The sequence below is a fragment of the Vogesella facilis genome (assembly GCF_042648525.1).
Lineage (GTDB): Bacteria > Pseudomonadota > Gammaproteobacteria > Burkholderiales > Chromobacteriaceae > Vogesella > Vogesella facilis.
The window spans coordinates 56,291-78,215 of the sequence record NZ_JBHRXN010000006.1 but is presented as its reverse complement, the minus strand read 5'-3'; the positions used below and the strand labels follow the sequence as shown (position 1 = coordinate 78,215).

The window sequence follows — 21,925 nt, the reverse complement described above, 5'->3', positions numbered from 1 at the left end:
CTTTAAGCTTCAGACTCGGGGCGCTTGAGATTTTGTAGTTGGGAAGCGACCCGGTCCGTGATGTGACCAATCACATTGGCGCGGACTTCCTCGCAAGCCTGCTCCAGTGCGATACGGAATCCCAGCGCGTCGGTGCCGCCGTGGCTTTTCACCACGATCCCGCGCAGGCCCAGGAAGCTGGCGCCATTGTAGCGACGGGGATCGACGCGGGCCTTGAAGTGTTTGAGCACCGGCAGCGCGGCCAGTGCGCACAGCTTGGTCCACCACGTGCGGGCAAACTCTTCGCGCAGGAAGGTTGCAATCATGTGCGCCAGCCCCTCGGAGGCTTTCAGCGCCACGTTGCCGGTAAAGCCGTCGCAGACTACCACATCTACCGTTGCCTTGAAGATGTCGTTGCCTTCGACGTTACCGTAGAAATTCAGGCCGGATTCGCGCAGCAGCTCGGCGGCGCGCTTGATGTTGTCGGTGCCCTTGATGTCTTCGGAACCGATGTTCAGCAGCCCCACGGTGGGGTTCTGCTTATGCTGCAGACTGGCCGCCAGCTCGGCACCCATGATGCCGAATTGCAGCAGTTGCTCGGGCGAGCAGTCCACGTTGGCGCCCAGATCCAGCACGCAGGTCTCGCCGCCGGTACCCGGCATCATCTTGGCGATGGCGGGGCGGTCGATACCCGGAATGGTCTTGAGCACGAATTTGGCGGTAGCCATCAGCGCGCCGGTATTGCCGGCGGAGACAGCGGCTTGGGCCTGGCCATCCTTGACCAGGTTGATCGCCACCCGCATCGACGAGTCTTTCTTGTTCTTCAGCGCCAGTTGCGGCGCCTCGTCCATGCCCACCACCTGGGTGGTGTGCTGCACGGTAATGCGTGCGCGCACGGACGCCGGCTGCGCGGCCAGTTCGGCTTCTATGCCGGCACTGTCGCCTACCAGGATCAGATTGACGTCGGGGGTGTCTTGCAGAAATCTGACGGATGCCGGGACGGTGACCTTGAGGCCAACGTCACCGCCCATGGCATCGATCGCTACGGTGATGGTCATTAACGTGGAACGGTAGCGGAGCTACCTGTAGTTATGAAGATGAGTAGCGATGGGGTGACGAGAATTACTCGCCCTTGGCCTTCACAACCTGGCGACCACGGTAGAAGCCGTTCGGGCTGATGTGGTGACGCAGGTGGGTTTCACCGGTGGTCGGCTCTTTGGCCAGGGCCGGAACGGTCAGAAAATCGTGTGCACGATGCATGCCGCGCTTGGACGGGGACTTTTTGTTCTGTTGAACAGCCATGGTCGACTCCTAAGTAATACAAGTAAAAGTTCAGGACCCGGATTTCTTCAGCTTTGCCAGTACCGCAAACGGGTTAGGTTTGTCAGCCTTGGCGCGCTCCAGATGCTCCGAGCCGCAGTCGTCGTGTTTCGCCGACAGCGGCAAGCCCATAATGATTTCGTCTTCGATCAGTGCCAGCACGTCGAACTCGTCTTCGGCCATGATGGCATCGAGTTCTTCGTCCTGCGCCACCGCGTCGTCCAGCTTCGTCTCGTTGGAGAACAGCGTGATCACGCCGTCACTTTCGATCGCGAAGGGCAAGACCCCCAGGCAACGCTGACAAGTCAGCTCAACGTTGGCCGCAAGCCGGTAGCGCAGCGAAGGACGGCGCAGGCGATCGGCAAAACCGGCCAGCGACAACTTCACCGCGCCGGCCGTGGTAGCCAGCACTTGGTGCACCCGTTCGTCCAAGTCGGCGATGGCCAGTTCTTTTTCAAGTTGGCTGCCGTCGCGGGCGAAAGCGAGCGGATCAATCAAAATCGGGTTAGACATAAACCTTGGATGATATAATCGCGTTAGGTAATTTGTCAAAACAATCAGGGCTTAGGCTGCATTTCGTCCGCCGTGCCGTGGCAAAAGCCATGAAATGCCACCGAAAGACGTGCAGCTTACCGCAAACGGAACCTTCATGCAGATCGTCCTTGCCTCCACCTCCCGCTACCGCCGCGAAATCGTCGAACGTCTCGGCCTGCCGATCATCGCCGCCGCGCCGGTATGCGACGAAACCCCGCTGCCGGGCGAAACCGCACTCGATACCGCGGTACGGCTGGCTCGCACCAAGGCCATGTCGCTGGCCGAGCGCTTCCCAGACGCGCTGATCATCGGCGGCGACCAGGTAGCGCTGCTGGACGGCCAGCAGATCGGCAAGCCCGCCAGCTTCGACAACGGCGTGGAGATGCTCAAGTGGATGAGCGGCCGCACCGTGGTGTTCCACTCGGCACTGGCGCTATACAACAGCAAGAGCGGCCACATCCAAGAAGACGTGGGCATCACCCGCGTCACCCTGCGCCAGCTGTCCGAGCAGCAGATCCGCAACTACCTGACGCGCGAGCCGGATGCGCTGCACTGCGCCGGCAGCGCCAAGAGCGAGACCCTGGGCGGCGCACTGCTGCAGAAGGTGGAAGCGGACGACCCCAACGCGCTGATCGGCGTGCCGCTGTTCGCTCTGGTCACCATGTTGCAGAACGAAGGCGTGGAGATCCTGTGATGGCCGGTACCCTGTTCCTGATTCCCACCCCGCTGGGCGAAGGCGATACCCCGTGGCTGCCGGAGGGCGAGCGCGCCCGCGTAATCCATATCAGCCACTTCGTGGTGGAAGCGGAAAAGACCGCGCGCAAGCACCTGAAACAGCTGGGCGTCAGCACGCCGATTCGCGAACTGGTGATGCACACGCTGAACGAGCACACCAAGCCCGCCGACGTGGCCGCGCTGCTGGCACCGTTGGCCGCAGGGCTGGACGTGGGCCTGGTATCGGAAGCCGGCTGCCCGGCAGTGGCCGACCCCGGCGCGCAGCTGGTGGCGCAGGCACACGAGAAAGGCTACCGCGTGGAGCCGCTGATCGGCCCGTCGTCGATTCTGCTGGCGCTGATGGCCAGCGGCGCCAACGGCCAGTGCTTCGCCTTCCATGGCTACCTGCCGGTGGACGCCGCCGAGCGCGCCAAGGCGATCAAGGCGCTGGAAGCCCGCTCGCGGCAGAACAACGAAACCCAGGTATTCATCGAAACCCCGTACCGCAACAACGCGCTGCTGCAACAGCTGCGCGAAACGCTGGCGCCAGCCAGCCGCCTGTGCGTGGCCGCCGACCTGACCGCGCCGACGCAGACCATCGTCAGCCGCTTGGTGAAAGACTGGCCCAAGCTGGCGCCGGACTTCCACAAGCGGCCGGCGATCTTCGTGATTCACGCCGGCTGAGTCCCCGGCCATGCCACGCGGCCGCGCTTTGTGCTTCTACCACCCCACCCTGCCCGAGCGCCGGCTGCACAGCGGCTTCAACTGGCTGGCCTGCATCACCCCCACGCTGTGGGCGTTGAGCGAAGGGCTGGCCTGGCACGCGCGCTGGCTGCTGCTGTCCGAATTCGTGTTTGCCGGGCTGCTGCTGGCCAGCGGGGATGCGGAGACCCTGCTGCTCGGCCTGGCCTACCTGGCACGCAATATCTGGCTGGCACGCCAGGGGCCGCAGTGGCTGATCGCCAGCCTGCTGCGCCAGGGCTACCGCCAGGCGCCGCCCGATCCGTTCACCACCCCGCTTACTCCGCCCTGAGCCCCGGCTGCAACACCCGGCCCAGCGCCGCCTGCGCCGCCGTATCCAGCCGGCCTGCGGCCAACCTCGCCGTCGCCAGCCCCAGTGCGCAGTACAGCGCATCATCCGCTGCCGACAACACCGCGCGATGCCTGGCCACCGTGCCGGCATCGCCCCGGGCGATCGGCCCGGTGAGCGCCGCCGGCGGCCCCAGCGCCAAGGTGTTTTCCAATGTCTGCCGCATCAGCCCGCCCAGCACCGCGGCGGCGATGTCGTCGCTCATGCCGGCCTGCGCCGCCACCCGCGCCGCCAGGTCGTGCAGCGTCACCAGATAATTCGAGGCAATCGACAGCGCCGCGTGGTAGGCCGCCTTGCCGCCCGGCGCCAGATCAAACGGCACGCCGCCGATGGCGCTGGCGAACTCGCGCAAGGCGGGAAAGGCCGCAGGATCGCCCTCCAGCGCGCAGCGGGTGCCGGCAAAGCCCTGCACCGCCCGCGCCGGCTCGGCAAACGAGAACGCCGGGTGCAGGCTGGCGCACTGCACGCCCAGTGCCGCCAACGGTGCCAGCAAGCCGGCCTCGCCCACGCCACTGGCGTGAAACACCACGCTGCCGGCCGCCACGTCGCCACTGGCCGCCAGCGCCGCAGCCACGCCAGCGATGGCGCCATCCGGCACCGCCAGCAGGGTAAGGTTGGCCGCAGGCAACGCCTGCAGGCTGTCGCGTGGCTCGCCGCCGCCGATGAAGGCACAGGCCTGCTCGGCCGCCGCCAGGCTGCGGCACAGCACCACGCCGATGCGGTAGCGGCCACTGTGCCGCGCCAGCTGCGCCAGCGTCTTGCCCAGGCGGCCGGCGCCGATGATATTGAGGGTAAGCATGTTCCGTTCCTTATCCATGCCGCTGGCTTGACAGGGCGCCGACAGCACGACGACGATGGCGCCTCACTTCCCGGAGACCACCATGCCCTTGATCCTGTTTCTGGCCGCCTTCGCCGTACTGTTCTTCTACGGGGTGGCGCTGTACAACGGCCTGGTGCGGCTGAAGCACGAAGTCAGCAAGAGCTGGGCCAATATCGACGTGCTGCTGAAGCAGCGCCACGAAGAGCTGCCCAAGCTGGTGGACGTGTGCCGCCACTACAGCCAGTTCGAGCAGAGCACGCTCAGCCAGGTGATGGAAGCGCGCGCCATGCTGTCCGAGGCGGCGCGTGCGGCCAACGTTGGCCGCATCGGCGAGCTGGAGGGCCAGCTACGCAGCCTCACCGGCCAGATTTTCGCGGTGGCCGAGGCCTACCCGGAGCTGAAGGCCGACCAGCAGTTCCAGCACCTGATGCTGCGCATCAGCGAACTGGAGGAAGCCATCGCCGACCGCCGCGAACTCTACAACGAAGCGGTGAACAACAACAACGTGCGCATCGAGCAGTTTCCGGACGTGCTGGTGGCCAATCTGTGCGGCTTCGCCGCCGCGCGCCCGCTGCGCTTTGCCGAGGCCGAGAAGCGCGACATCAACGTGCACGAACTGTTCACCCGCTGACATGCGCACCCTGCTGGAATACGGCTGGGGCACGCTGCTGCCGTACGCGCTGCTGCTATTGCTGTACTGGCGGCTGGGCAGCGCGCCGCAGCTGCCGTTTGTCGCCAGCGCCAGCCTGGGCGGCCTACTGCTGTGGGCCTGCTTCTATCGCCACTACCGCCACGTGGCCGACACCCCCACCGCCACCACCCGCGCCGCCGCGCAGGGCTACACCGAATGCTACGGCGCCGCGGCCGCGCCGGGCGGCAAGCCGCTGCTCAGCCCCTACGGCAAGCGCCCGTGCCTGTGGTACCACGCCGAATGCCAGTACCAGGGCCGCGAGTACCAGCAGCGCCACCGCGAATCCCACCGCAGCGACGATGCCTTCCGCCTGCTGGACCAGCGCGGCGAGGTGGTGGTGCTGCCGGCCGGCGCGCTGGTGGACAGCCGCCACCAGCAGCGCTGGCGCGACGGCGACTACCGCTACACCGAGCACTGGATCGCCGCCGGCGACCCGCTGTACGTGCTGGGTGAACTGCAGCGCGCCGGCGAGCACCCGCGGCGACAGGATTTCCGCGACGACCTGCAACTGACGCTGAACCAGTGGAAAGACGACCAGCACACCCTGCTGCGCCGCTTCGACCGCAACGGCGACGGGCAACTGTCGGCGGAGGAATGGGAGCAGGCGCGCCAGGCGGCACAGACACAGGTACAGGCCATGCACCGCGAGCTGGCGGCGGCGCCGCTGGGCAGCCAGCTGCAACAGCCGGCCGACGGCCGCCCCTTCATCATCAGCTGGCGCAGCCCGCAAGACACCGCGCGCCGCCTGCGCCGGCTGGCCTGGTGCCACGCCGCACTGGCCACCCTGGCGGCGCTGCACAGCGTCAAACTGCTGCTGCACTAGCCTGCGCGGCCACCCGGACAGGCCGGCGGAGCCGCTAAAACAGGCCTGCGGCCAACGTTGGCCACAACGACAAGGGCGTGGCCGATGGCCACGCCCTTGCCACTTCCCGCCGCGGCTACTGCACGCGGCGCATGCGCGCGATCGCCTCCGCCAGCCGCTCGACACCGGTGGTGTAGGCCACCCGCACATGCTGGCCGGCGCGGTGGCTACCGAAATCCGCCCCCGGCGTGATCGCCACCTTCACCTCGTCCAGCATGCGCTGGCAGTAGGCAAAACTGTCGTCGGTCACCGCCGACACGTCGGCGTAGATGTAGAACGCGCCGTCCGGCACCGAATCGATGTGCCAGCCCAGCTTGGGCAATTCCTGCAGCAGGAAGTCGCGGCGGCGGCCGAACTCGGCGCGGCGCTCCTCCAGCTGCTGCAGCACCGCCGGCTGGAACGCCGCCAGCGCCGCGTGCTGCGCCGCCGCCGGCGGACACAGGAACAGGTTCTGCGCCAGGCGCAGCGCCGGCTCCACGCAATCCTGCGGCACCACCAGCCAGCCCAGCCGCCAGCCGGTCATCTGGAAATACTTGGAAAAGCTGTTGATCACGAACACATCGTCCGCCAGCGACAGCGCGCTGAACGAGTCCGCGCCGTAGCTCAGCCCCTGGTAGATCTCGTCCACGATCAACGCCGCGCCCTTGTCGCGACACAGCGCCGCCAGATCGGCCACCTCGTCGCGGCTGAGCATGGTGCCGGTGGGGTTGGCAGGTGTGGCCACCATGGCGGCCACGGTGTTGGCCTGCCAGTTGGCCGCGGCGGCATCGGCCAGCAGCTGGTAGCGAGTGGACGCATCCACCGCCACCGTCTGCGGCACGCCGCCCAGCAGGCTGACGAAGTGGCGGTTGCATGGATAAGTCGGATCCGGCATCAGCACGCCATCGCCCTGTTCCACCAGCAGCGCCAGCGCGATCTGCAGCGCACCGGATGCCCCCGGCGTCACGATGATGCGCTCCGGCGATACCGTCACTCCGAAGCTCTGGCGGTAGAAATCGGCGATCGCCACGCGCAGCTGCGGCAAGCCCTGCGCCGCGGTGTAGAAGGTATGCCCGGCCGCCAGCGCCGCGCGCCCGGCCTCTACGATGGCCTCCGGGGTGGCGAAGTCCGGCTCGCCCACTTCCAGGTGGATCACATCATGCCCGGCCGCCTGCAACGCCCGCGCCTTCTCCAGAATCGCCATCACCTGAAACGGCGCAATCGCGGCCAACCTGTTCGATAGTTTCACTGCAGCCCCTTCCATCCCTTTAGCTAGCACCGGCCCGTCATGGCCCCATGCCATCCAGTATGCCGCAGCAAAGCAGTGGTTGACAGCCATAGGGGCGGCATCTATACTGCGCAGCCTGTCGCGGAGAGGTGGCAGAGTGGTCGAATGTACCTGACTCGAAATCAGGCGTACGTGCGAGCGTACCGAGGGTTCGAATCCCTCCCTCTCCGCCAGACCACACAACTAAGCCCTTGAGAAATCAAGGGCTTTTTTGTTTTTCCCTTCCAAGGAAAACTCTGTTTTTCTCCTGACTACCTCCTAATATTTCTACAAACCTTCTAAAAAAACCGTCCACAACCACATTGTAACATGCTGATTTTCATTAAATTTTCTTCTGAAAATCAGTCAGGTGCATTCATCAGACACTGACAACAAGAAAGCAGTGGCGACACCCACCCTGTTACACCCCCTCTCAAAGCAAGACACATTATACCAATGTGCTAGCATGGTAGATCTGGGCTAATTGCTGCCGGTCATCGGCTTCGCAGACCAGCCATTGCGGGGCAGCCTCCCCCCGACACCGATCAGACCAAACTTCATGAAACACTACCAAGACACAGAAACCGGAATGATTCATGCGTTTGAAGACGATTACGATCCCTTCACCGCGAACAATCGGAACATTCCCAAGACACTGACGGAAACGATCAAGCCGAAGCCTGACGATTCTCACATCTGGTATCAGGAGGATTGGATCAAACAAGAAAATGCCCCGCCGGGATATACCCCTCCAATCTCTAGTGTTCCTTCGTATAACCCTGCATGGATGGCCCACTTGCGGCCCTATACGGCAATTCATCGTGATACCAATGCGGGCTTGAACATCACGTTTGACCAGATCAACGCAAACTCCTATGACGGGAGCCAGTTGGCTAATGTGGTTGCAATCCTTCCGCTCGGCAACAAGAGTGGGATACCGGCCCTTGTTAGCTATGATGGAGCCATAGCAATTCCTCAGTGTGAAGATTTCCCAAGCAAGGCCGACGGGGTCAGAAAGCTGAATGAGGTGCTTTGTAGCCTGTTACTAGGGGGCATTCACACGGAAGTGCTTCACTCGGAAGCGCTAGTGGTTGGGGCTTTGTACGAAAAGAAAAGTCTCTTCGCATACATCCCATCGCTTCACTCTTCCCTGCGCTTGAACTGGGCTGCTCCAACTGACCGCCTTCAGCCACTCATGTACCCCAGAGTGCTGATGGTGAGCGACATGCACAAGGCACTTCACCAGGGTCAACAGGTAGTTCGGGCTATCGGTAACTTCTCCCCACTGTTCCTTCTGAGCGGCTACACAGCAATGGTGTATCGGAACAACAGTGATGCACTCAACAACCTCTGGATCGCAGTGGAGCAGCTTACCGAGCACCTATGGGCTGAACAGTACGAAAAGAACAAACATAACTTTCCGGCTCGGGTAGCGCGGTGCCATGCCAAAGTAGCTAAGGCAATCCGTAGCGATCAAATCAAGGCGAAGCAGAGGCAGTTACGCCTAGCCAAGATAATCAGCAAAGATTGCCACAAGGTACTCGAGCTAGCCCGCATCACGCGCAATGATCTTGTTCATCGAGGCATAGTACCTGCCTCACAACACATTGAGCTCTTGTGGCGGACACTACCTGAATTGCTTGAAGTAGCATCAGGAGTAGAACATCTAGGCCTGAGAATGCTTGGTGGGGGCATGGTGGATAATTGGGGTATTCCACCTCGGACTAACTTTGATGAGTGGGTGGAACTGGCGAATAACCTTCTATAATTCCACTCGAAAGCAAGCCCTGGCGCGGCTTTCAAGGGCATAACTTCATTTTTTATTAGAAAACAAAACACCACAAGCCGTTGAAATTGTTGTATTTATTATCTAACTCGAAATCAGGCGTACGTGCGAGCGTACCGAGGGTTCGAATCCCTCCCTCTCCGCCAGACCACACAACTAAGCCCTTGAGCAATCAAGGGCTTAGTTGTTTTTCCGCGCCGGGAACCAGCGGTTTCCGTCCCCACTTCCTTCCGGCACGGCGACAAGGCTGCGCATAACAACTGCTGCCCAACGCGCGGCCGCCATCGCATCGGCGCCAGCTCTTACTGGGCGAACTGCCGGTACAGCTGCTGGTAGGCGCCGCTGCGCCGCAGCCGCTCCAGCGCCTCCTGCCAGCGCTGCACTTCCGCCGTCGGCGTATCCGGCGACAGCGCGATGTAGCCGTCGTCGTCGTTGACCTTCACCGGCAGCTGGCTCACCTCGCGCGGGCTGATATCGGCAGCGCGCAGTTTTTGCGCGAAATCGCGGCTGGATGACACCACCAGCGCTACCCGCCCGGCCACCAGCATCTGCAGACAGCCCTCGTAGCTGTCACTGCGCGACAGCCGGCTGAAGCCCAACTGGCTCAGGCGCTGATCGTGCACATTGCCATTGAGCACGCACACCGGCAGCAAGCGCGCCTCCTCCAGCCGGCTGACGCCGGTGGGATAGGCGCTGCGTTCGTAGAGATAGTCTGCCTCCTGCCAGATCGGCCCGACCCAGCGTGCCTGATCCTCCCGCGTCGGCGTGCGGTTGAGGTTGAACAGCGCCACGCCCGGCTGCGTGCGCAAGGTCTGCCAGCCGCGAGCCAGCGGCACGTCTCGCAGAGCGGCCTGCAACTGCAAATCCTGCTGCAGCTGCAGCAGCAACTCCACGAAGAAGGCGCGCTTGCCGCCATGCGGCAGGCCATGCAGCGGCCCATCGCGGTAGGCGACCTGGCCGTCGGTGCTGTGGGTCAGCAATAACCAGTTGCCCGCCTGCGCCTGTGCGCCCAACAACATGCAGGCCAGCAGGCTGTGGCGCAGCGGCAGCCGGATGTGAATTGCAGCAGCCATCAACACCTCGCCTCCGGGTCTAGAAATACCAACATACTAGAAATATTAGCCGCTCCTACAGCGGCAGCTCGCCCAGCTTGTCCTTCAGCGTCTTCATCACAATGTAGGAACAGATGTCGCGCATGCCCGGCAGCTTGTTGAGCTTTTCCACCACGAAAGTGGAAAACGCGGTCAGCCCGCGGGCGCGGATGTGCAGCACGTAGTTGCAGGCGCCGCTCACCACGTAGGCGGCCACCACCTCGTCGAAGGCGTTCACCTGCTGCAGGAAGGCGTCGTGCCAGTCCGGGTGGCTGTGATCCACGGTGACGTGCACGATGGCCTCCAGCTCGAAGCCCAGCTGCGCCGCGTCAAGTCGCGCGTGGTAGCCCTGGATCAGGCCGTTTTCCTCCAGCGTGCGCACCCGGCGCAGGCAGGCCGATGGCGACAGCGCCACCCTGTCGGCCAGGTCCTGGTTACTGAGCCGACCGTTGCCCTGCAGTGCGTTCAGAATGCGAAAATCGATGGCATCCAGCTGCATACGCAAGATCCTTTCTTTCAATAGACGAATAACTGCATGATTTGCGAAAAATCGCCGTTTCGCAACGCGAGTTTGCAACCAGCCCGGCAAAGCGCGGTGCTAGGATTCTGCCATGGACAACGGTGCGGCCAACGTACCGGAGATTGCAGCCGCCGGCCCGCCCGGCACCACCGAAAGGAATACCGACATGCTGACCCGTGCCGACTGCCTGGCCGCCGATGCGCGCGACCCGCTGGCTTCGTTCAAGCCGCAATTCAACCTGCCGCAGGGCGTGATCTACCTGGATGGCAACTCGCTGGGCGCGCAGCCCAAGGCCGCCATGGCGCGCTGTGCCGAAGTGGTGGCGCAGGAATGGGGCGTGGGCCTGATCCGCAGCTGGAACAGCGCCGGCTGGTTCGAGCTGCCGGGCCGGCTGGGCAACAAGCTGGCCAAGCTGATCGGCGCCGGCGAAAACGAAGTGGTGGTTACCGACACCACCTCGCTGAACCTGTTCAAGGCGCTGGCCGCCGCGGTGCGCATCCAGCAGCAGGACCAGCCGGCGCGCCGCGTCATCGTGTCCGAACGCGACAACTTCCCCACCGACATCTACATGATCGAGGGCATGATCGACCTGCTGCAGCAGGGCTACCAGCTGCGCCTGATCGACGACGCGCTGCCGCTGGAGCAGGCGCTGGATGCCGACGTGGCGGTGCTGGCGCTGTCGCACGTCAACTACCGCACCGGCGCCATGTACGACATGGCCGCGGTCAGCGCGCAGGCGCACCGCCATGGCGCGCTGGTGATCTGGGATCTGGCGCACGCCGCCGGCGCGGTGCAGGTGGACCTGAACGCCGCCGAGGCCGACTTCGCGGTGGGCTGCACCTACAAATACCTGAACGGCGGCCCCGGTTCGCCGGCCTTCATCTGGGTGGCGCCGCGCCACCAGGACCGCTTCTGGCAGCCGCTGTCCGGCTGGTGGGGCCACAACCGCCCGTTCGCCATGGCCGACAACTACCAGCCGGCGCACGGCATCCGCCGCTTCCTGTGCGGTACCCAGCCGATCACCTCGCTGGCGATGGTGGAATGCGGGCTGGACGTATCGCTGCAGGCCGACATGGCCGACATCCGCGCCAAGTCGCTGGCGCTCACCGAGCTGTTCATCCAGCTGGTGGAACAACGCTGCGGCCAACATCCGCTGACACTGATCACCCCACGCGAACACGGCAAACGCGGCAGCCATGTCAGCTACCGCCACCCGCAGGGCTTCGCGGTGATGCAGGCGCTGATCGCCCGCGGCGTGATCGGCGACTACCGCGAGCCGGAAGTGCTGCGCTTCGGCGTTACCCCGCTGTACCTGGGCCATGCCGATATCTGGGACGCGGTGGAAGTGCTGCGCGACATCCTAGACAGCGGCAGCTGGGACCGCCCCGAGTTCCACCGCCGCGCCTCGGTAACCTGAGCCGGCTGCGACCAGCCTACTTGTACACACGACAATGCCGCTCAACCATGAGCGGCATTTTTATTGCCCGTAAGTGAACGGGCTGGTGGGCACGCTACGCTTTGCCCACCCTACGAGCGAGTAGAACCGAACCGATGTGCCCTAACCCCGTTGGCGCGAGCCGGGCAAAAGGGTGCGCCCCCGGTGTTAAGCCGCCGCTTTGTCTGAGCCGCGCGACGTTAGCGCGCGGCGAGTTCGGCGGCGCCTGGGGCGTGCCTTTTTGCACGGGGTTTCGAGTGGCCGTCGGGGAGTCGGGGATCGCCAAGGGGGCCGCGGTGGCCCCCTTGGCCTGTCAGCCGGGCGGAACCGGCACCAAAATCAACATCCGCGCAGCGGATACAAAACCAGACGCGGTAAACATTGGGCTTCGCTACACTCAACCCAACCTACGCCTCCCACCATGAAGAATGCGGCCAACCCTTCAAAGGTTGGCCGCATCGTCAACACCGACAAGCCCCGCCCGTTACTGCGCCTCCAGCTGCTGCAACAGCGGCAGATCGACGATATCGATGTCGCGGCCGTTCACCGCGATGGCGCCCTGCTCCACCAGGCTGTGCAGCACGCGCGAGAAGGTTTCCGGCGTGATGTTCAGCCGCGAGGCGATCACGTTCTTGTTCACCGCCAGCCGCACCACGCTGTCGTCGCGCTGGCGCTGCAGTTGCAGCAGATAGCCGGCCACGCGCTGCAGCGAGTTCTCCACCGAGTAGCGCGCCACGTCGCGCATCAGGTTGTGCAGCCGCAGCGACAGCCCGGCCAGCATGCGCTGCGCGAAGCCGCTGTCGCTGGCGATGGCGGCCTGGATGGCGTGCACGCTGACATGCAGCAGCAGGCCGTCCTCGATGAACTGCGCCATCACCGGAAAGCTTTTGCCGAGGAACATGGCGGCCTCGCCGAAGCTCTGCCCCGGGTGCAGGATCTCCACCACCTTTTCCACCCCGCCGTTGGAGCTGAGCGCCAGCTTCACCTTGCCGTACACCAGCAGATACATGCCGTCGCAGGCATCGCCGCGCTGGAAGATCACCTGGCCTTTTTGCCCGCGCACTTCGCGCGTGGCCGGCACCAGCGCCTGCAACTGCGGCGGCGACAGCTGCTGGAACAGCGGCTGGTGGCTGAGGAATACCGCGACATCAATCGGCACCATGCTGGCTTCGTCCTATCGAAACAATGGAGGCAAGGCTACGCCGCCCCCCGCCGGCAAACCATGCACCGGAAGGGGGGGCCGGCTACGCCCTAATGACTAGTGCCGCCGGAACGCGTCACCTTGTTGTACACATTGTATTTGCCGATCGGTTTCATCATCGGCAGCGCCGCCACTTCGCGGAAGTTGGCCGCATCCACCACCACCAGCTCGCCCGGCGTTTCCATGATGCTCACCAGCGCGTAGCGGCCGTCGCGGGTGAACTCGACGTGGGCATTGGTCTTGCCCGGCCGTAGCGTCAGCTGGCGTACCACCTGGAAACTGCGCTTGTCGATGATGCTCAGCGTGTCCTTGCGCGGCGACATCATCGCGTCCACCCAGGCGTAGGGCGTGTTCTCGTGGCTGCGCAGGAAGAAGCCCGGCCCCGGGGTGGCGATGTTGGCCGCCACCTGCCAGCGGTCCATGTCGATCACCGTCACCCGGCCGCCTTTCAGGTTCGGCGTCGCCATGTAGTGGTGGCCGTCCTGGGTGAAGGTGATGCCGGAGCCCAGGTGCGGCATGCCGTCCAGCGGCAGCTCCGCCACCTTGCTGCGGCTGTCGAGGTTGATCACCTGCGCGTGGCCGTCGCGCGAGGCGGCCATCACATGGCGGTAGCTGTCGTCGAAGAAGAAATCGTCCAGCACCATGTCCAGCGGCGTCACCCGCGGGTTGAGGTAGCCGGGCACGGCCAGACCCTCGCCCATCTGGTAGTCGTGCACGTAGCCGGGGTAGATCGCCGCCGCCTTGGGGTTGTAGGAGATTTCCCACAGCTCGGCGGCGTCCTTCAGCGCCACGATGAAGCTCTGTCGCGGCGCGGCGTCGTACACCGCCGACACCCGCGACGGCTTGCCGCCACGGTCGGTTACCGCAAAGGTCTTCACCGGTTTCAGGCCATTGGCGTCGAGCAGCACCAGCGTCTGCGGTAGCGTGTTGCCGGCCAGCACCCAGCGGCCGTCGCCGGACACCGCCACGTTGCGGGTGTTCAGCCCGACGCGGATCTCGGCCACCGGCTGCAGCGTGTACAGGTCGTACTGCGTCACCCAGCCATCGCGGCTGGCAAAGTACACAAAGCGGCCATCCGGCGAGAACTTCGGCCCGCCATGCAGCGCAAAGCGGCTCTGGAAGCGGGTCACCGGCGTGAAGCGGTCGCCATCCAGCACGGTAACGTGGTGATCGCCGGCCTCCACCACCACGAACAGGTTGCGCGGGTCGATGTTGGCGGCAAAGGTTGGCCGCAGCGGCAGCTTGGCCGGGTCGAGATACTGGATGCGCGAGGCGGCGGTATCGGCCTCGCGCCACACTGGCGGCGCGGCCGGCGGGGTGGCCAGCCAGGCGGCCAGCTCGCGGATGTCGGCGTCGGCCAGCTTGCCGCCGAAGCCGGCCATCTGCGTGGCGGCGCGACCGTCGCGGATGGTGCGCAGCACCTCGTCCGGCTGCAGCCGCTCCAGGCTTTGCGGCAGCAGCGCCGGCGCCATGGCGCCCATGCGCTGCGCGCCGTGACAGCTCAGGCAGTGCTGCTGGTACAGCGCGGCGGGGTCGGCGGCGTTGGCCGCCAGCGGCAGCAGGGTCAACAGCAGGCCGGTCAGCAGGGTCTTCATGGCTGTACCCCCGGCGCGGCACTGCCGCGCTGCCACGGCGTCAGCGGCGGCAGGCGGTGCGCGCCTGCCGTCACGCCGATCTCGGCATCGGACAGATAGCAGGCCGGGTCGGCGGCCCAGTAGTCGCCGGTCAGCTGCCAGGCGCGCACGCGGGTGTTGCCGTTGCAGATCGCCAGCTGGCTACAGGCGGCACAACGGCCGTGCACCGGCCGCGGCCGCTGTTTCAGCCCGGCCATCAGCGGGTGGCTGGTATCCGGCCAGATGGCGGAGAACGGCCGCTCACGCACATTGCCCAGTGTCACCTGCCACCACATGGTGTCCGGATGCACATTGCCGAGGTTGTCGATATTGGCGACGTTGACGCCGCTGGCATTGCCGCCCCACTGCTGCAGGCGCTGGCGCAGCGCGTCGACTTGCGCCGGGTAATGCCGCGCCGCCCACTGCAGCAGGTAGACGCCGTCGGCGTCGTTGTTGCCGGTAACGTAGTCGCGGCTGATGCCGGCCTGCAGCTCGGCGTGGCAGGTATCCAGCAGCAGCTCCATCGCCCAGCGGGTGCGGGCGTGGCGCGCGTCGCTGTCGCGGTGCTTGTTGCCGCGCCCGGCGTAGTTGAGATGCGAGAAGTAGAACTTGGCGATGCCTTCGTCGGCCACCAGCTGCAGCAGCGCCGGCAGGTCGTGGGCGTTGTCCTCGGTCATGGTGTAGCGCACGCCCACCTTCATGCCGGCATCGCGCGCCAGGCGGATGCCGCCCAACGCCAGCGCGAAGCCGCCGTCCAGGCGGCGGAACTTGTCGTGGGTGGCGCCGATGCCGTCGAGGCTGACGCCGACGTAATCGAAGCCGACCTCGGCGATGCGGCCAACGTTGGCCGCATCGATCAGCGTGCCGTTGCTGGACAGGCCGACGTAGAAGCCCATCGCCTTGGCGCGGCGGCCGATGTCGTAGATGTCCGGCCGCAGCAGCGGCTCGCCGCCGGACAGGATCAGCACCCGCACGCCGCAGGCGTACAGGTCGTCCATCACCGCGAATATTTCAGCGGTGGACAGCTCGCCCGGGAAATCCTTGTCGGCGGAGATGGAATAACAGTGCTGGCAGGTGAGGTTGCAGCGGCGGATCAGGTTCCAGATCACTACTGGACCAGCAGGCGGGCCGGACGGCGCCCGCGGCGGCGCCACTGGCGCCGGGTGCAGCAGGGTGTGCAGATAATGGCTCAGGCGCAGCATGGCAGCCTCCGGCGATGACAATGACGTCATCGTCGGCGCTGCGCCGCACAATCTCATTGACTGCAGTCAAGCGCCGGCCATGCCGGCGCTCAATGCAGGTGCGGGTGGTGCGAATGGTGCTGCTGGTACCAGTGCTGCAGGTGGCGGCCGCCGCGGCCGACGGCGATCACCACCGCCGCGCCGCCCATGGCGGCCAACAGCAGCAGTGGTATCCACGGCTGGGCCATGAACAGCACGATGGCCAGCACCGCCGTCACCATATAGGCGCCGCTGTACCAGCCCCGTTGCTTGCGTACGGAAGTCATGATGCCCTCCTTGCCCGCCGCTGGCGGTGGCCGCGGCAGGCTCAACCGATGCGCGCCGTGTGGCGCTACTTTCAGTTTAGTGCCCGCCGCCGCGCTTGGCTGCCGGCGCCGCTGCCCCACGGGCCGGTTCCCAAGCCGGGATGGCTGGCCTATCATCGCTGCCCCGTTTCCGAATGGCGCCAGACCATGCCTTACCTGCTTATCGTCACCGTCCTGTGGGCGTTTTCCTTCAGCCTGATCGGCCAGTACCTGGCCGCGCAGGTGGACAGCGATTTTGCCGTGCTGCTGCGCGTGCTGATCGCCGCCGCCGTGTTCCTGCCGTTTACCGTCTGGCGCGGCCTGCCGCAGCGGCTGCTGGCCGGCTTCTGGCTGGCCGGCGCGCTGCAGTTCGGCATCACCTATCTGTGCCTGTACCGCAGCTTTGCCGTGCTGACGGTGCCGGAGGTGCTGCTGTTCACCGTGCTGACACCGATCTACGTGGTGCTGCTGGACGATGCGCTGCAGCGGCGGCTGAACCGCTGGGCACTGCTGGCCGCCGCGGTGGCGGTAGGCGGCGGCGTCATCATCCGCTTCCAGCCGCTGCACGGCGACTACCTGCTGGGCTTTGTGCTGCTGCAAGTGGCCAACCTCACCTTTGCCGCCGGCCAGGTGCTGTGCCGCCGCCTGCTGCAGCGCTACCCGGTGCCGCAGCCGCTGTACCGCTACTTCGGCCACTTCTTCCTCGGCGCGCTGCTGCTGGCGCTGCCGTCCTTCCTGCTGTTCGGCAACCCGGAGCGGCTGCCGCAGACAGGAATGCAATGGGGAGTACTACTGTATATGGGGCTGTTCGCCACCGCGCTGGGCATGTACTGGTGGGTGAAGGGCAGCGTGGCGGTGAGCGCCGGCACGCTGGCGATCATGAACGAGCTGCACGTGCCGGCCGGCCTGCTGGTGAACGTGCTGATCTGGAACCGCAATGTCGACCTGCCGCGGCTGGCGCTGGGCGGCGCGGTGATCCTGGCTTCGCTGTGGCTGAACCGGCTGGGGCGCCGCCGGCAGCCGGCGCTGGCCTGAGCCGCCGCCAAACAACAACCGCCGTGCGGCAGCCCCGCGCGGCGGTTTTTTTTGCGGCCCGGCGGCTGATGCCGGCCGGCTAGCGGTAGTGCTGCATGATGGCCGCCAGCTCGCCGGACTGGCGCATGTCGGCCAGACGGCTGTCGATCAGCGCCTTGGCGTCCTCCGGCAAGCGCTGGTCGTACATCAGGTGGATGTCGATCCGCGGTATCACCCGGGAAAAGTCGTAGAAGCGGAAGTCGGCCGGCGACAGCCCCTGCTGGCGCAGGTTGTACAGCAGCCGCAGCTCGGTATCGATATAGCCGACGCCGCGCCCGGCGCGCAGCATGCGGATGGCGCTGTCCTGGCTCAGCGCGCGCTGGTCGCTGATGCGGCCAACCCCGGACTTGCTGCGCAGGTACTTGTCCAGCCCCGGGTAGTCGTAGCCGTACATCAGGATCAGCGGCTTGCCGAACAGGTCGCTGAGCCGGCGATAGCGGAACGGGCTGCTCTTCGGCACCGCCAGCACATGGCGCCAGCTGAACAAGGGCTGCTGCGACAGCTGCCAGCCGGCATGCAGCCACGGCCGGGCGCCGTAGCTCAGCCAGTTGGGCGTCTGGCCGCCGCTGCGCATCGCGTCCAGCCGCAGCGCCGGCGCCACCACCGGGCGCAGCTGGAACGGGCTGCCCTGGAATACCTGGCGCACGATCTCGGTGACCAGCCCGCCGTGCAGCGGGTCGTCGCGCGTCACGATCTGGAACGGCTCCACCTGCTCGATCACCATGTAACGGATGTCGGCCGCCGTGGCCGCCGGCAGCCAGCCGGCGCAGCACAATGCCACCAGCACCCGCCGCATCAAGCGTTGCGTCATGTCCCCCTCCAGCTTGCCGCTTTGACCTTGTTGTTACCGCTATTGTCAGCGGCAACCGCGGGCGGCGGCAATAGCCAGCCGGCGACGACGCTAGACCCGCAGCCCGCTTTTTTTCAGGATGCGGCTGGAAAACAGCACCTCGTGGCGGCGACAGGCAGTGCCCAGCAGGCGGCGCACGGTGGCCACCTGCGCCAGCACCTCGTCGCGGCTGCTGCCGTGGCACATGGCGAACAGGTTGTACGGCCACACCGGCTGGCGGCGCAGCCGGCGGTAACAATGGCTGACAAAGGACAGCGCGCCCACCTGCGGCCCAAGCGTGTCCACCAGCGCGTCGTCGACGTCAAACACCGCCATGCCGTTGGCCGCATAGCCGATGGCGTAGTGGTTGGGCACCGCACCGATGCGGCGGATCACGCCGGACTGCACCATCGCCGCCAGCCGCGCGCACACCTCGCCGGCGGTCAGCCCCAGCGCGACGGCCAGCTGCTGCCACGGCTCCGCCACCAGCGGCAGCCCGCCCTGGGTGGCGCGGATCAGCCGCCAGTCGGCCTCGTCCAGCGCCACCGCGCCGCCCTCGTCCGCCAGCAGTTCGCGCCGCCCCACCGGCGCGGTGCCGCCGACCGCGAACTGCATGCCCACGTAGTACTCGCGCAGCTTGGGAAAGTCGTACACCCGCAGGCCGGTGGCCTCCTCGATCTCCAGCATGGCGTCGTAGATGCGGCCCGGCGTGCTGGTGGCCAGCACGAACCACATATTGAAATCGTGTTCGCGGCGGTAGTTGTGCGCCACCGCCGGCAAGGCGTTCACCTGCGCCGCCACCGCGTCGTAGCGCGCCTCCGGCACCGCCAGCGCCGCCAGCACGAAGGCGCCGCCCATGCGCTCCACCTGGTACATCGGCCCGAAGCGGGTGAGCACCTTGCGGTCCAGCAGCGATTGCAGCCGCTGGCACAGGCTGTCGGCGGACAGGCCCAGCTCGGCGCCCACGCCGGCAAACGGCGCCGGCAGCAAGGGAAAGCCGCCCTGCAGGCGGTCGATGATCAGGCTGTCGATGGCATCCAGCGGCATGGCGGCGTTCATGGGGTTTCCTGGCAGTAGCGGGCGCCGCGCTGGGTGTAGCGGCGGGTGGAAATCAGCAGCGCCTGCGGCAGGCCGGCCAGGCCGTGCGCCTGCGACAGCCGCTGCGCCTCGCGCCGCACGGCGGCGGCGTCGCGGGCGTGGATCATGCAGAACAGGTTGTACGGCCAGGCCTCGCCACGCGGCGGGCGGGCATAGCACAGCGTCACCGCCGGGTCGGTGGCCAGCCGCGTGCCGAAGCTGTCGCGCAGCGCCGGCGGCACCTGCCACACGCACATGGCGTTGGCGCGGAAGCCCAGTTCGTGGTGGCGCAGCACGAAGCCGAAGCGGCGGATCACGCCGTCCAGCACCCAGCCTTGCAGCCGCTGCCGCACCTCGGCCTCCGGCAGCCCGCAGGCGGCGGCCAGCGGCAGGAACGGGCACGGCAGCAGCGGCAGGCCGTCGTGCAGCGCCGCCACCAGCCGGCAGTCGGCGGCGTCCAGCTGCGGCACGGCCGGGCTGCGGGTGGCGCGTCGCGCCGGGCCGTGCTCGCCCAGCGCAAAGCCGAGGTCGATGTGGTATTCGCGCTCCAGCGGCAGGTCCAGCGGCGTGAGGCCGCTGAGGGCGGCGATCTGCGCCAGCGTGGCGTCGATCTCGCCGCGGCTGGCGGCGGTCAGCACGAACCACAGGTTGTAGTGGTGGTCGCGCGCGTAGTTGTGGTTCACCTGCGGCAGGCTGCTCACCTGCGCCGCCACCGCGTCCAGCCGCGCCGGCGGCACCGCCAGCGCCGCTAGCGTGCTGCAACCGACGGTATTGGGTGCGAACACCGCGCCGATGCGGCTGAGCAGGCCGCTGTCGCGCGCCTGCTGCAGCCGCAGCAGCAAGGTGGGTTCCGCCAGGCCGCACTCGGCGGCCAGCAGCGCGAACGGCGCCGATTGCAGCGGGAAATCGCGCTGGTAGCGGTCCAGCAGGCGCAGCAACGGGTCCTGCAACGGCTGACTCATGTCACATCCCCATGCGGCCGGCGCGCCAGCTGAAAAAGATGCCGGAAGGGTTGGCCGCCGGCAGCTCGGCCACGGTGGCAAAGCTCTGGGTGTCAATCACCACCAGCTTGTCGTCGTCGCGACTGGACAGCCACACCGCGTCGCCGCGGGCGGTGAATTCCATGTGCAGGATGGCGCGGCCCGGCTTCAGGGTCTTGATCACCTGCATGCTTGGCACGTCGATCACCTGCACGGTGTCGTTGTGCGGAAAGGCGAAATTCACCCACACCCGGCGCCCGCCCGGCTCCGCCATCACGAATACCGGCTGGCCGTACACCGCAATCTGCGCCGCCTGCTGCCAGCTGCGGCTGTCCGCCACCAGCACGCTGTTGTGGCCGATGGCCGGCAGGAAGGCGTAGTCGCCGGCCAGGCTCCAGCCGCGCAGGTGCGGCATCTTGTACACCGGCTGCCGCTGCTGGCCCTGGCCGTAGCCGGGCAGGATGCGGCGCACGCCGGCCTGCGGCTGCCAGGTGTCCAGCAGCGCCAGACCGTCCTCGCCGTACAGGCCGGCGATGTAGTAGCGGCCGTCGCTGCTGGCCAGGCCGTCGTAGGGCTGGCGGCCAACGTTGCGGTATTTGGTCACCACCGGTGCGCGCGGCTTGGCCGCATCCAGCAGCCAGATCTCGCCGGCCTCGAACAGGCTGTAGGCAAAACGGTTGCCCGGCAGGTCGGCCAGGCCCACCACCTTGGACGGCTGGCCGTGTTCATCCACCGCCGGCACCTCGGCCAGCAGCGCCAGGCTGTCGGCATCGAACAGCTTCACCCCGCCCGGACTGTAGTTCTGCGCCGCCACGATGCGGCCATCGCTGGAAATGGCACCGCCGATGCTGTTGCCGGCCTGCATTACCCGCGCCACCAGCTTGCCGGCCAGGATGTCCACCTTGGACAACCCGCCGTCGCGGCCGAACACGTACACGTAGCGCGCATCGCGGCTGTACACCAGCGAGGCGTGCGACAGATCGCCCAGCCCGGCCACCCGCGACAGCTGTGCCAGGTGGCTGTTGTCCACCACCTGCACGCTGCCGCTGGCACGCTCGATCACCACCCCCAGGTCACCGCTGCCGCGCAGCGCCGGGCTGGCGCAACCGGCCAGCAGCAGGGCGGCCGCCACTGCGGCCAACGTTTTAATACTGTTCATGGTGCGTCCCCTTGTTGCAATTGCCGGATCAGCCAGCGGGCTTCGTCTTCGCTGATGAACGGCCGCCACGGCGGCATCGCGCTGCCCGGGCGGCCATCCAGCAGCGTGGCCACCAGGCTGTCGGCCGGCTTGCCGGCCAGCGCCGCAGCGGTGAGCGGGCTGCCCAGCCCGCCCTGCAGCGTCAGGCCATGGCAGGCGCCGCAATCCTGGCGCAGCAGGTGGCGCAGCTCGGCGGCGCGGGCGGGTAGCGGGGCAATCGGCAGGGGGTCGGCGTGGGCAGCTTCGTAGACAAACAGTGCGCTACAGGCGAGCAGCAACAGGCATTTGAGGGTGAGCCGCGGCGGGCTGGCAGGAGGAGGCTTCATCACATGGTTCCGGC

At 66.3% G+C, this 21,925-nt stretch carries 24 protein-coding genes and 1 tRNA gene; 9 read left to right on the top strand and 16 right to left on the bottom strand.

Features of this window, described 5'->3' with window-relative positions; all coding sequences use genetic code 11:
• Positions 1-2: 2 nt before the first annotated feature.
• The 3 genes from plsX to ACFOLG_RS02440 all read right to left on the bottom strand — a co-directional run bounded on the left by plsX (position 3) and on the right by ACFOLG_RS02440 (position 1,812).
• Positions 3-1,037, bottom strand: a complete 1,035-nt coding sequence (plsX, locus tag ACFOLG_RS02450; protein ID WP_386088013.1) for a phosphate acyltransferase PlsX — start codon at positions 1,035-1,037, stop codon at positions 3-5.
• Positions 1,038-1,101: 64 nt separating this feature from the next.
• Complete coding sequence (gene rpmF, locus ACFOLG_RS02445; RefSeq protein WP_088966814.1) at positions 1,102-1,281, bottom strand: 50S ribosomal protein L32; 180 nt, start codon at positions 1,279-1,281, stop codon at positions 1,102-1,104.
• Between the two features lie 30 nt (positions 1,282-1,311).
• Complete coding sequence (locus ACFOLG_RS02440) at positions 1,312-1,812, bottom strand: YceD family protein (protein WP_386088010.1); 501 nt, start codon at positions 1,810-1,812, stop codon at positions 1,312-1,314.
• A 136-nt stretch (positions 1,813-1,948) separates the two neighbouring features.
• Here ACFOLG_RS02440 and ACFOLG_RS02435 point away from each other — a divergent pair, with 136 nt between their 5' ends.
• The 3 genes from ACFOLG_RS02435 to ACFOLG_RS02425 are packed head-to-tail and all read left to right on the top strand — an operon-like array spanning position 1,949 to position 3,580.
• Positions 1,949-2,527 (top strand): Maf family protein, encoded by a 579-nt coding sequence (locus ACFOLG_RS02435; RefSeq protein ID WP_386088008.1) that lies wholly within the window; start codon positions 1,949-1,951, stop codon positions 2,525-2,527.
• The gene (locus ACFOLG_RS02430; protein WP_386088006.1) at positions 2,527-3,231 is read left to right on the top strand and encodes an SAM-dependent methyltransferase; all 705 of its coding nucleotides are present in this window, start codon (positions 2,527-2,529) and stop codon (positions 3,229-3,231) included. Before ACFOLG_RS02435 ends, ACFOLG_RS02430 begins: the two co-directional genes overlap by 1 nt.
• A 10-nt stretch (positions 3,232-3,241) precedes the next feature.
• On the top strand, positions 3,242-3,580 hold the full coding sequence (locus tag ACFOLG_RS02425) for a hypothetical protein (protein WP_386088004.1): 339 nt from the start codon (positions 3,242-3,244) through the stop codon (positions 3,578-3,580).
• On the opposite strand, the gene ACFOLG_RS02420 is transcribed toward ACFOLG_RS02425, so the two are convergent.
• Complete coding sequence (locus ACFOLG_RS02420; protein WP_386088002.1) at positions 3,567-4,454, bottom strand: Rossmann-like and DUF2520 domain-containing protein; 888 nt, start codon at positions 4,452-4,454, stop codon at positions 3,567-3,569. The two genes, ACFOLG_RS02425 and ACFOLG_RS02420, sit on opposite strands and share 14 nt — an antisense overlap.
• A 64-nt stretch (positions 4,455-4,518) precedes the next feature.
• Between ACFOLG_RS02420 and ACFOLG_RS02415 the strand changes: the two genes are divergently transcribed.
• The gene (locus tag ACFOLG_RS02415; RefSeq protein WP_386088000.1) at positions 4,519-5,088 is read left to right on the top strand and encodes a LemA family protein; all 570 of its coding nucleotides are present in this window, start codon (positions 4,519-4,521) and stop codon (positions 5,086-5,088) included.
• Between the two features lies 1 nt (position 5,089).
• A complete protein-coding gene (locus tag ACFOLG_RS02410; protein WP_386087998.1) occupies positions 5,090-5,971 on the top strand; it encodes an EF-hand domain-containing protein in 882 nt (293 codons plus the stop codon).
• 115 nt (positions 5,972-6,086) lie between these two features.
• Here ACFOLG_RS02410 and ACFOLG_RS02405 read toward each other — a convergent pair whose 3' ends face one another.
• A complete protein-coding gene (locus ACFOLG_RS02405) occupies positions 6,087-7,238 on the bottom strand; it encodes a pyridoxal phosphate-dependent aminotransferase (RefSeq protein WP_386087996.1) in 1,152 nt (383 codons plus the stop codon).
• 122 nt (positions 7,239-7,360) lie between these two features.
• On the opposite strand from ACFOLG_RS02405, the gene ACFOLG_RS02400 reads away from it, so the two are divergent.
• Both ACFOLG_RS02400 and ACFOLG_RS02395 read left to right on the top strand, forming a co-directional pair.
• Positions 7,361-7,450 (top strand) — tRNA-Ser (locus tag ACFOLG_RS02400).
• 365 nt (positions 7,451-7,815) lie between these two features.
• Entirely contained in the window at positions 7,816-9,024 is a 1,209-nt protein-coding gene (locus ACFOLG_RS02395; protein ID WP_386087994.1) for a hypothetical protein, read from the top strand.
• 320 nt (positions 9,025-9,344) lie between these two features.
• Here ACFOLG_RS02395 and ACFOLG_RS02390 read toward each other — a convergent pair whose 3' ends face one another.
• Together ACFOLG_RS02390 and ACFOLG_RS02385 are read right to left on the bottom strand one after the other, a co-directional pair.
• Positions 9,345-10,115 (bottom strand): substrate-binding periplasmic protein, encoded by a 771-nt coding sequence (locus ACFOLG_RS02390; protein WP_386087992.1) that lies wholly within the window; start codon positions 10,113-10,115, stop codon positions 9,345-9,347.
• 55 nt (positions 10,116-10,170) lie between these two features.
• Positions 10,171-10,632 (bottom strand): Lrp/AsnC family transcriptional regulator, encoded by a 462-nt coding sequence (locus tag ACFOLG_RS02385; RefSeq protein WP_386087990.1) that lies wholly within the window; start codon positions 10,630-10,632, stop codon positions 10,171-10,173.
• 112 nt (positions 10,633-10,744) lie between these two features.
• Here ACFOLG_RS02385 and kynU point away from each other — a divergent pair, with 112 nt between their 5' ends.
• On the top strand, positions 10,745-12,070 hold the full coding sequence (gene kynU / locus ACFOLG_RS02380; RefSeq protein ID WP_386087988.1) for a kynureninase: 1,326 nt from the start codon (positions 10,745-10,747) through the stop codon (positions 12,068-12,070).
• A gap of 502 nt (positions 12,071-12,572) precedes the next feature.
• Here kynU and ACFOLG_RS02375 read toward each other — a convergent pair.
• From ACFOLG_RS02375 to ACFOLG_RS02360, 4 genes are all read right to left on the bottom strand, one after another.
• The gene (locus ACFOLG_RS02375) at positions 12,573-13,250 is read right to left on the bottom strand and encodes a Crp/Fnr family transcriptional regulator (RefSeq protein ID WP_386087986.1); all 678 of its coding nucleotides are present in this window, start codon (positions 13,248-13,250) and stop codon (positions 12,573-12,575) included.
• Between the two features lie 89 nt (positions 13,251-13,339).
• A complete protein-coding gene (locus ACFOLG_RS02370; protein WP_386087984.1) occupies positions 13,340-14,884 on the bottom strand; it encodes a cytochrome D1 domain-containing protein in 1,545 nt (514 codons plus the stop codon).
• Positions 14,881-16,104: a heme d1 biosynthesis radical SAM protein NirJ gene (nirJ, locus tag ACFOLG_RS02365; protein WP_386087982.1), complete on the bottom strand. Its 1,224-nt coding sequence runs from the start codon at positions 16,102-16,104 to the stop codon at positions 14,881-14,883. The genes ACFOLG_RS02370 and nirJ overlap by 4 nt, the downstream gene beginning before the upstream one ends.
• Before the next feature lie 89 nt (positions 16,105-16,193).
• Entirely contained in the window at positions 16,194-16,409 is a 216-nt protein-coding gene (locus ACFOLG_RS02360) for a hypothetical protein (protein ID WP_386087980.1), read from the bottom strand.
• A gap of 186 nt (positions 16,410-16,595) precedes the next feature.
• On the opposite strand from ACFOLG_RS02360, the gene ACFOLG_RS02355 reads away from it, so the two are divergent.
• Positions 16,596-17,462 carry an EamA family transporter gene (locus tag ACFOLG_RS02355; protein ID WP_386087978.1) on the top strand — a complete coding sequence of 289 codons (867 nt, stop codon included), beginning with the start codon at positions 16,596-16,598 and terminating at the stop codon, positions 17,460-17,462.
• A 79-nt stretch (positions 17,463-17,541) separates the two neighbouring features.
• Here the strand turns inward: ACFOLG_RS02355 and ACFOLG_RS02350 are convergent, their stop codons facing one another.
• The 5 genes from ACFOLG_RS02350 to ACFOLG_RS02330 all read right to left on the bottom strand — a co-directional run bounded on the left by ACFOLG_RS02350 (position 17,542) and on the right by ACFOLG_RS02330 (position 21,911).
• A complete protein-coding gene (locus ACFOLG_RS02350) occupies positions 17,542-18,312 on the bottom strand; it encodes a substrate-binding periplasmic protein (RefSeq protein ID WP_386087977.1) in 771 nt (256 codons plus the stop codon).
• A 90-nt stretch (positions 18,313-18,402) separates the two neighbouring features.
• Complete coding sequence (gene ahbB, locus ACFOLG_RS02345) at positions 18,403-19,389, bottom strand: siroheme decarboxylase subunit beta (RefSeq protein ID WP_386087975.1); 987 nt, start codon at positions 19,387-19,389, stop codon at positions 18,403-18,405.
• Positions 19,386-20,369 carry a siroheme decarboxylase subunit beta gene (gene ahbB / locus ACFOLG_RS02340; RefSeq protein ID WP_386087973.1) on the bottom strand — a complete coding sequence of 328 codons (984 nt, stop codon included), beginning with the start codon at positions 20,367-20,369 and terminating at the stop codon, positions 19,386-19,388. The genes ahbB (ACFOLG_RS02345) and ahbB (ACFOLG_RS02340) overlap by 4 nt, the downstream gene beginning before the upstream one ends.
• A 1-nt stretch (position 20,370) precedes the next feature.
• Entirely contained in the window at positions 20,371-21,546 is a 1,176-nt protein-coding gene (locus ACFOLG_RS02335) for a cytochrome D1 domain-containing protein (protein ID WP_386087971.1), read from the bottom strand.
• A complete protein-coding gene (locus ACFOLG_RS02330) occupies positions 21,543-21,911 on the bottom strand; it encodes a c-type cytochrome (RefSeq protein ID WP_386087969.1) in 369 nt (122 codons plus the stop codon). Before ACFOLG_RS02330 ends, ACFOLG_RS02335 begins: the two co-directional genes overlap by 4 nt.
• Between the last annotated feature and the right edge of the window lie 14 nt (positions 21,912-21,925).

Excerpts from the sequence above, each read along its gene's own strand:
- plsX (WP_386088013.1), bottom strand. The coding sequence starts at position 1,037 with ATGACCATCACCGTAGCGATCGATGCCATGGGCGGTGACGTTGGCCTC.
- rpmF (WP_088966814.1), bottom strand. The coding sequence starts at position 1,281 with ATGGCTGTTCAACAGAACAAAAAGTCCCCGTCCAAGCGCGGCATGCAT.
- ACFOLG_RS02440 (WP_386088010.1), bottom strand. The coding sequence starts at position 1,812 with ATGTCTAACCCGATTTTGATTGATCCGCTCGCTTTCGCCCGCGACGGC.
- ACFOLG_RS02435 (WP_386088008.1), top strand. The coding sequence starts at position 1,949 with ATGCAGATCGTCCTTGCCTCCACCTCCCGCTACCGCCGCGAAATCGTC.
- ACFOLG_RS02430 (WP_386088006.1), top strand. The coding sequence starts at position 2,527 with ATGGCCGGTACCCTGTTCCTGATTCCCACCCCGCTGGGCGAAGGCGAT.
- ACFOLG_RS02425 (WP_386088004.1), top strand. The coding sequence starts at position 3,242 with ATGCCACGCGGCCGCGCTTTGTGCTTCTACCACCCCACCCTGCCCGAG.
- ACFOLG_RS02420 (WP_386088002.1), bottom strand. The coding sequence starts at position 4,454 with ATGGATAAGGAACGGAACATGCTTACCCTCAATATCATCGGCGCCGGC.
- ACFOLG_RS02415 (WP_386088000.1), top strand. The coding sequence starts at position 4,519 with ATGCCCTTGATCCTGTTTCTGGCCGCCTTCGCCGTACTGTTCTTCTAC.
- ACFOLG_RS02410 (WP_386087998.1), top strand. The coding sequence starts at position 5,090 with ATGCGCACCCTGCTGGAATACGGCTGGGGCACGCTGCTGCCGTACGCG.
- ACFOLG_RS02395 (WP_386087994.1), top strand. The coding sequence starts at position 7,816 with ATGAAACACTACCAAGACACAGAAACCGGAATGATTCATGCGTTTGAA.
- ACFOLG_RS02390 (WP_386087992.1), bottom strand. The coding sequence starts at position 10,115 with ATGGCTGCTGCAATTCACATCCGGCTGCCGCTGCGCCACAGCCTGCTG.
- ACFOLG_RS02385 (WP_386087990.1), bottom strand. The coding sequence starts at position 10,632 with ATGCAGCTGGATGCCATCGATTTTCGCATTCTGAACGCACTGCAGGGC.
- kynU (WP_386087988.1), top strand. The coding sequence starts at position 10,745 with ATGGACAACGGTGCGGCCAACGTACCGGAGATTGCAGCCGCCGGCCCG.
- ACFOLG_RS02375 (WP_386087986.1), bottom strand. The coding sequence starts at position 13,250 with ATGGTGCCGATTGATGTCGCGGTATTCCTCAGCCACCAGCCGCTGTTC.
- ACFOLG_RS02370 (WP_386087984.1), bottom strand. The coding sequence starts at position 14,884 with ATGAAGACCCTGCTGACCGGCCTGCTGTTGACCCTGCTGCCGCTGGCG.
- nirJ (WP_386087982.1), bottom strand. The coding sequence starts at position 16,104 with ATGCTGCGCCTGAGCCATTATCTGCACACCCTGCTGCACCCGGCGCCA.
- ACFOLG_RS02360 (WP_386087980.1), bottom strand. The coding sequence starts at position 16,409 with ATGACTTCCGTACGCAAGCAACGGGGCTGGTACAGCGGCGCCTATATG.
- ACFOLG_RS02355 (WP_386087978.1), top strand. The coding sequence starts at position 16,596 with ATGCCTTACCTGCTTATCGTCACCGTCCTGTGGGCGTTTTCCTTCAGC.
- ACFOLG_RS02350 (WP_386087977.1), bottom strand. The coding sequence starts at position 18,312 with ATGACGCAACGCTTGATGCGGCGGGTGCTGGTGGCATTGTGCTGCGCC.
- ahbB (WP_386087975.1), bottom strand. The coding sequence starts at position 19,389 with ATGAACGCCGCCATGCCGCTGGATGCCATCGACAGCCTGATCATCGAC.
- ahbB (WP_386087973.1), bottom strand. The coding sequence starts at position 20,369 with ATGAGTCAGCCGTTGCAGGACCCGTTGCTGCGCCTGCTGGACCGCTAC.
- ACFOLG_RS02335 (WP_386087971.1), bottom strand. The coding sequence starts at position 21,546 with ATGAACAGTATTAAAACGTTGGCCGCAGTGGCGGCCGCCCTGCTGCTG.
- ACFOLG_RS02330 (WP_386087969.1), bottom strand. The coding sequence starts at position 21,911 with ATGAAGCCTCCTCCTGCCAGCCCGCCGCGGCTCACCCTCAAATGCCTG.